We start from the raw sequence: 8,018 nt of genomic DNA, 5'->3' as shown, positions 1-8,018 counted from the left end.
CTCCGCCATCCATCGCTGGTCTGGCCCCACCGCCCAAGCTGGCTACTACGAATTGGTGATTACATCGGAAGCCAAGGAGGCGATCGCCTTTGATCTGGAATTGCGGGTAATGAGAACTAATTTTTCTCCCCTGTAACGCCGTGATTTTCTCAATACCTTTAATTTAAAATGGAATGATCAAGTTTAACTATCTCTTGTAAATTAATCTTTTATTCATTAAAATCACCGCAATCTTAATTGAAGCATGGCAGACGAGTCTCTGGTAAAAACTTTTTCGTTGGCCATGGCAAGGCGGTCTGAGCCAAAACCAAAACTTCACCATCCTGGCCAGATTTCTTAACCTGTTCGTAACCTTGAGGAATCCTCAAATTCCTATCCTAGGATGGAGATAACGGAGAATTTTTGGTGATTGATTGACATGGAAACAGCAGCACGTACTTTTGGTAAGCTGGCAATTTTCGCTTTTAGTAAACACACTGAAAAAGTTTTCAAATATGCCCCCAGGGTTTTAAAGGATCAAGACCCCGAAGACTTACATCAGTTACGGGTGGGGGTGCGACGACTGCGGACGGCGATCGCCGGTTTTGAGGCCGCAGTGCAATTACCCAAGGGGCTTACAGAAGAAAGGGTAGGGAAAATAGGTAAACGCCTGGGAGCACAGCGGGACAATGACGTTTTGCAGGAAATTTTGCTTAGTAAATATTTGCCCCATCTACCCAAAAACGAGCAACGCTATTTGAATAAAGTTCTTAAATATCTACAAAAGGAACGGAAACACGCTTTTAAAGCAACCTATAGGCTGTTGACCCACGACAAATTTTCCCGATTTAAACAGCACTGGCAAGGGTGGCTAGACCAACCCCAAATTACTGTCCTCGGGAGCCTGGCGATCGCCGATGTCTTACCGGACTTACTGTTGCCCCAACTGGCGGAATTTTTCCTTCACCCCGGTTGGTTGGTTGGTACGGAAATTGTCCCTGATACCCATGGCATAGCCCAACAACGTCGTTGTATTCAACTGAGCCCGTCGGCTATTGAAATCCTATTGGATGGGGAAGAATTAGTTCTGCACGATCTCCGCAAGCAAGCAAAGCGTACCCGTTACCAGATGGAGCTATTCAGTGACTACTACGGCCAGGAATATCAAGAATTGTTAGCCAAAGTGAAAATGACCCAGGAAATCTTGGGTAGCCTACAGGACAGTTTCGTCTTGAGGGCCATGGTGGAGCAATACCTTGATGTGGATCTAAAAAAACTCTGTCCCCAATGGAATGCCATTTTCCACGGCGATCGCCTGGGATATTGGGACCAATGGCAACCACTCCAGAGCCAGTTTATTGATCCTGGGCACCGTCAGCAATGTCGTCAACTGGTGCAAAACCCTACTGGCAACAGCAACGGAAAAATGGCTCGGGGCGGATTTGAACCGCCGACCTTGGGCTTATGAGTCCCCTGCTCTAACCAACTGAGCTACCAAGCCTTGTCTGTTTCTTCAACGGACAGTTAACAATCATACACTAAATTCACAGCATGGCAAAATAATTTTTATGGGCTGTCGGGTACGGTGGCCAAAAGTTCGGGGGTGAGGGACACTTGGCTGAAATATTGTTTTTGGAATTGTTCTTCTGCAATTAAAGTTTCAATTTGCTGGACCAAAGCTTTCGGCCAGGCACTGCCGGGGGTTAACGCTGGGCTGTGCTCCTTGATCAGAATCAGAATTTGACTAGCTAAGCCATGGCTAAAATCCCATTGTTTTTGCAAGCTGAGGGGAGAAAGTTCGGCTGTTTTTCGTCCATGCCATTGTTCTTCTAACTGGGCCACTAAGGCAGTGGGACATTGGGGTAGAAAATGATAGGCCAGCACTAGGGGTTGTTGGGCGGCGATCGCCTGTTGGTAGGCCCGACGCAATTCTGACCAACTGCTGGGACAGGTGCGGAGAACATGCCCTTGGGGAGAAAGACCATGGTCTGGGCAATGGGGGGAACGGCGGTCAATTAAATTAGCACTAGTTTGACTAGATGTGATCCCTTGGGGTTGATGTAAGCGAAAATCGATCAGGCGCACCTCATACCGGCGATCGTAGGTGTTAAAGTCTAATTCCACCACTAAATCTAACGGTTCATTTTGGGGCAGTTCATCGGGATGGTGACCCCACCAAACCCCAGGACATTGAATGACTTGACCATCGCCATCGGTTTGAGGTGGATAGTCCGTCAGCCGAAAACTGGTTTTTAGGTAGGAAACTTTGTTGCCAGTGCGGTCTTTAATGTTCCGAAAGCTGGGCCGCTCGACCTGTACTTTTTCTAGTAGTAGTTGGGGGGCGGGATTGCCCATACCGTAGGGTTCCAGCAAATTAAATTCCCGGAATAGGTCTTGTCCTAAATCTGCCACTGTGACCTGGAGGTCCACCGACAAAATAGGATCTAAACTAATTTGGGCTCCATAACTTTGCCAAAACTGTTGATTAACTGCTTCCGTGAACAACGGCAATTTATCCAGCGGCAAGCTTAAGCCAGCGGCAAAGGGATGACCCCCAAAGCCCAACATTAAATGTCGTTGACTGTGCAGTAGGGCATAGAGGTCAATGTTGGCCACAGAACGGGCTGAACCCTTGGCAATTTCCCCATCTTGGGTGTTGAGCAAAATGGCCGGACGGCCACAGGTTTGGGCAACATGGCTGGCGGCTAGGCCTAAAACCCCTGTGGGCCATTGGGGATCGGTTAGTACTACTACCCCGGTGGTGGACAGGTCAATATTTTGGAGCCGTTGGTCAATTTCGGTGATGACGGATTTCTGCAGTCCCTTGCGCCTACTGTTGAGGGTTTCCGTTTCCGCAGCCAATTGATTGCAAATTTGCGGATCTCCGCTGGTGAGCAATTCCACCCCAAAGCTAGCATCCCCTTTAATGCGACTGATGGCGTTGATGCGGGGGCCAAGGCCAAAACCTATATCCGTGGGCCGATCGCCGTTACGGTTACAAAGGTTAAGCAAAGCATGGATGCCAGGACGGGTGGCGGTGGCGAGATCTTTTTGGGTACGGAGTTGGGCAATACCCCGCTGGGCCAGGTAACGACAATCCCCCTTCAGAGTAACTAAATCGGCAATTAAACCGATCGCCACTAAATCCAGCAACTGTTCCAAAGGTTGTTGGGGCACTGTCGGGTAATGGTCATAAAGGGCTTCCACCAACTTAAAGGCCACTGCGACCCCGGAAAGATTAAACAGGGGATGGTCATCGGCAAAGTAACGGGGGTTAATAATTGCCACCACCTCCGGGCGATCGTCTGGCAATGTGTGGTGATCAGTGACAATCACATCCATACCCAATTCCCGGGCATAAAGTATTTCCGCCAAATTGGTACTGCCGGTGTCACAGGTGACAATCAGCTTGGTGCCCTGGGCCGCTAAACGTTCTAGACCCGGTCGATTGAGGCCGTGGGATTCCCGTAAACGATTCGGAATGGTGTAACTCAACTGGTCACCCTGGGGGAAAAACTGTCCCAATCCTTCCCATAACACTGCAGTGGAAGTAATGCCATCGGCATCAAAATCCCCCCAGATAGTTATCTTTTCCCCCTGTTCCATGGCCTGCCCCAACCGTTGCACAGCCCATTTCATTTCCTGGCCAAATTCCCAGGCACTGGTGGGAGTGTAATGCTCCGGTGTTACAAACCCGGCCAACTGATCCGCCGCTTGAATACCCCTTTGCCATAGCAATTGGGCCGCAAATTTGCCGCTGGATTGGTCACAATGGCGACGTACCTGTTCGACAAAAATGGCGGGGGGAGTAACAGGGGGAATTAATTGCCAACGAAATTGGGCCATGGTCAAAGAATTAAAAGTAGATTCTATGCTAACTTTTCCCCCTACTCGGCAGTATGGCGGCTATCTACCCCAGCAGCAATTTCCGTCAGGCTAGCTCGATATTGAGGAAATTGACCCATGAGTTGTTCCAGTCGACGGCTATCAAAATCCTCCAATGCTTGGATAATGCCCTGGCCGTAGGCCTCTAAATCGTCCCAGCCATATTCCGTCCCCCAGCTTGCAAGGCGATCGCCAAAGTTTCTTAATTGTCGGGAAACGAGGGTATGGCGTAAAGTGCTCCAAACGTTAGTTTCTTCCTGTGCCAGCAAAGAAATTAATTGTTGCCGTCGAGCTTGATCCATTAGGGGCACTGCCATGGGGGAGTACTGACCAGATCCGCTTTGGTTAATCGAGCGTTTGTCTTTAGGGGCCATGTCCCCAGCCCTGGCCGACAAAAATCTCTCCGTTGCATTGTTGGAGGCGATCGCCCCAAGGTGACCATCGAAATGAACTCCATGGCCAGGGGAAAGACCGGACTCGGGTAAATTTTCCACCAAGCGCACTGCCGGGAAACGCAAAATGAAGGTACTCCCCTCCCCAGGTCGACTAAAGAGACTAATTTCTCCCCCCAACAATGAGGTTAAACGTTTGGTGATGGTCAGACCTAAACCCGTGCCCCCATATTTGCGGGTGCTCTGTCCTTGACTTTGGGTGAAAACATCAAAAATCCTCGCCTGGTCTTCCGGGGCAATGCCAATGCCCGTGTCAGTAACTTCGATGGCTAGGGAAATGTAGGTGCCCTGGGAGCGGGATCGAATGTCTTCCACACCGATATAAATGAAAACCTGTCCCTCCTCGGTAAACTTAAGGGCGTTACCCACCAAATTAAATAAGATTTGTCGTAGGCGTACCGCATCAAAATAAATGGCTTGGCTTAAGGTTTCATCCACTTGGATAGTTAACAGCAAGCCTTTACTTTCAGCTTTGTAATCGAAAATTTGTTTGATTTCTCTAACAATTGTCCTTAAATCTACTGGCTCCAAATTAATTACTAATTTACCTGCTTCAATTTTAGAAATGTCTAAGATATCATCGATAAGTGCTAACAAAACCTTACTACTAGAGCCAATGGCATTGAGGTAATTTTTTGTTTGGGACAAACTAAGATCTTTTTGTAAAAGTAAATCACAAAATCCCAAAATAGCATTCATTGGTGTCCGGATTTCGTGGCTAATATTAGCTAAAAATTCACTTTTAATACCGCTGGCCAATTCAGCATTTTCCTTTGCTTCCCTCAGCTTAACTTCAATGCGCTGGCGTTCTTCAATTTCCCCCGCCAGTTGCTTATTAATCATAATTAAAGTATTGGTTCTTTCTGCCACTCTCACTTCCAAATTATCCCTGGCCTGCTTGATGGTTTTAAACTGATTTTGTAAAGTGATCAGCATTTCATTAAAGTTTTCATTGAGGGTAATCACTTCGCTCACTTCACTGTGCAGGGCAATGGGGGTTAAGCCTTGGTATTGTAATTTAGCGGGAATGTCGGTGGTAATTTTAGCTAAAGTTAACAATGGATTAGCTACTCGCTTACTAACACTAATGGCAATCACTAAACCCACCAGGCTTAAAAATAACAATAGACCAAGCTTTTGTACTGATTGAATCTGCAGTTTCTCGATACTTTGCCGCGCAGGCAAGCCAATTACTAATTGCCAATCATTAATTTTATCCAAGGATAAAATATGGTAGTAATAGGAGTTGCGCCAACGGAGAGTAGGATTAGCCGGTTTATCGGGATACCAATGGTAGGTTGATGGGTTCAAATCTCTGGGATTACCCCCTTGAAAAGGCTGATAAAATTCCAAAGGTAATAGATCATCAATGGTGCTAGCTATGACCTGATTTTGGCCATTGATGAGAGTAATATTTAATTCCTTGGTAACCCTATCTGCGTATAACAGTTCTTTTGTTTTGGCCAGGTTTAAAGAGGCATTAACAAATCCCTCTAAGCTATTTTTGACCACTAGTGGGATGGTGATAGCAATATGGGGATTGATGTTAACATTGGTGCGGTGTAGTGGAGATATTTGTATTTTGGGAGGACTGGAAAAACCAGTCATTTTTTCTGCCTGAATCAGTCCTAAGCGTGATTCTCCCACTTCATTCAACTCTGGTGAACTAGCAATAATTTTCCCCTGGCGATCGCCAACATAGATATTACTAAAGCCAGCAAAAGCCGTTTGCATGGTCTGGGTCATGAGGTTAAGGGCTGGTAATTGCGCCCCATTACCCTGATTAATTTCTGCTACTAAAGGCGAGATTTTGGTGGCAAAAACTTCTGCCCCTTCTAGATGAATTTGGTACCAATCTTCAACGGAATTTTTAATGGGGATGGATAAAGCAGTTAATTCTTGGACAGTTTGCTTTTCCATTTGTAAAAAAGCTTCTTGACCATTAAAAACGGTAATAAATAGGAGGGGAAAAAAGATAAATGCCACCAACAAATTAAACAAAGTTTGCTCAAAGGATATTTTTTTCCAAGCAAAAAAAGCTGGCCCTTTTAAGGGAGAAAGATTTTGCTTTGGCAAACCAAACCCAGTGATCAAAAAACTGGCAATTAAGCTATTAAAAATGCCATTGGCAGCTTGTTTAAGGGTAATTAAACCGGTGGTAACCGGGGTCATATCTAAACCCCAACGGTAAAAAATATAAACCAAGGGCATGCCAATTAACAGCCAAAAGAGACTGTTAATTAAGACTAAATTTGTCTGCCGACGGCGCAACATCAAGCCCACTACTAGGGCTTCAAGCATGATTATTAATACCCCGTAACCATGGCGCCAAATGATCAGGGTGTGACTGCCGGCGATCGCCGCACTAACTAAGCCCCAGGGCAAGCCATAGTAAACGAGCACTAGTAAAGTGGCAATGCTACCAAAAAGAAAATCAACGCCGAAAAATATATGTAGTTTAAAATAGTTTCCTCCATAACCCGCCAGTAAAAGGCAGGGCAAAAGCCAGTAATTTTGTAGGAGATTAGGAAATTTGCCCATGGGAAACCTAAGCTGAAATTAGGGGATAGAGGGGGCGCGTCGATAAAGAATCACCTCATTCTCTTGATATTCTGGCGTAAAAGCTGAATTCTGACTTACCTGTTGGGCTAGGGCTTCCACTGTGCCCTGGGAATTTTCCCAACCGGCGTAGTTAGTTTGCAACAACACTGCATCAAAACGGTTTAGATCGAAGGGAGCTTCCGCTTCAATGGCTAATTCTAGGTCGGGTCGATGGCTCAAGTGGGCCGCCAGGTGGGGGGAAGTCAAAACCCGATCGCCTGGTTGCACCAAGGATACTGCTGTTTGTAGGTTAGCCAACTGCCCCCAATGGTGCCAATATCTGCCGAAAAAGTAGGTGTATTTCCCCAAAGCTAAAAAGGCGATCGCCGTCCAGAGAATAATCCAGCGCGGCTTTTTTAGCCAACTACTGCCCTGATACCAATGGGTCATCACCACCAGGAGTAAAAATGGCAAAATTGGCAACGAATATTGATGAATTAAATCCTTTTGGGGCAGATAGTCGGTGACTAAGTTAACAAATAGGGCAGGAATTGCCGGGATAGCCATGGCCCAGGCTTTACCCCAAATGCCCCAAATAATCGGCGCAGTTAATAGCACTAAATAAAATAAGTTATCCAGCGTAAATAACATTCCTAAAACGATTTGGGGTTTAAGAATTAAATTTAAAATAATTTCTGTAACGGAATCCCCAAGAAAGCTATAGCGTCCCACCGCCGCCGCCTCTTCGCCACTAAAGGCCGGAATAATACCTTTGGTGGTAATAATAAACCAAGCAATTCCCGCCCCGGTGGTAATGAGTCCCATCAACCTTTTTCTTTCCCAAATTAGCAACCAAATACCTAGCATAAATACGGTGAGGGAAAGCACTGCTTTGCTAGCCAAAATTATGATTAAACTAATTAAGAAAATTCCCCATCTATTTGCCCTGGCGCTCCACACCGCCCAGAGCAAACCAGGTACAGCTATGACTTCAGTGTGAAAATCAAATAAATTGATATTAAAAATCAGGGGATATAGGCCATAAACCAATGCCATGGTTAAACTTTCTTTTTCCCCCAGTCCCGTTTGTTTTGCCAATTGCCAAGTGGGCCAAGCTCCTATGGCCAAGGCGATCGCCTGGATGAAAAATAACCAATAAAC

The 8,018-nt window shown here is 46.2% G+C and carries 4 protein-coding genes and 1 tRNA gene; 1 reads left to right on the top strand and 4 read right to left on the bottom strand.

Features of this window, described 5'->3' with window-relative positions:
• Positions 1-418: 418 nt before the first annotated feature.
• Complete coding sequence (locus IQ219_RS13460; RefSeq protein WP_194072947.1) at positions 419-1,447, top strand: CHAD domain-containing protein; 1,029 nt, start codon at positions 419-421, stop codon at positions 1,445-1,447.
• Here the strand turns inward: IQ219_RS13460 and IQ219_RS13455 are convergent.
• From IQ219_RS13455 to IQ219_RS13440, 4 genes are all read right to left on the bottom strand, one after another.
• Positions 1,407-1,480 (bottom strand) — tRNA-Met (locus tag IQ219_RS13455). The genes IQ219_RS13460 and IQ219_RS13455 overlap by 41 nt on opposite strands.
• A gap of 65 nt (positions 1,481-1,545) precedes the next feature.
• A complete protein-coding gene (gene recJ, locus IQ219_RS13450) occupies positions 1,546-3,825 on the bottom strand; it encodes a single-stranded-DNA-specific exonuclease RecJ (protein WP_194072945.1) in 2,280 nt (759 codons plus the stop codon).
• A gap of 41 nt (positions 3,826-3,866) precedes the next feature.
• Positions 3,867-6,857 carry a hybrid sensor histidine kinase/response regulator gene (locus tag IQ219_RS13445; RefSeq protein ID WP_194072944.1) on the bottom strand — a complete coding sequence of 997 codons (2,991 nt, stop codon included), beginning with the start codon at positions 6,855-6,857 and terminating at the stop codon, positions 3,867-3,869.
• 18 nt (positions 6,858-6,875) lie between these two features.
• Positions 6,876-8,018 (bottom strand): DUF2079 domain-containing protein (locus IQ219_RS13440; RefSeq protein WP_194072943.1); only part of this gene is annotated, 1,143 nt, incomplete at its 5' end.

This window comes from Synechocystis sp. LEGE 06083 (assembly GCF_015207725.1).
Taxonomy (GTDB): domain Bacteria; phylum Cyanobacteriota; class Cyanobacteriia; order Cyanobacteriales; family Microcystaceae; genus Synechocystis; species Synechocystis salina.
The sequence above is the reverse complement of the archived record's forward strand: the minus strand, read 5'-3'. Positions and strand labels throughout refer to the sequence as shown.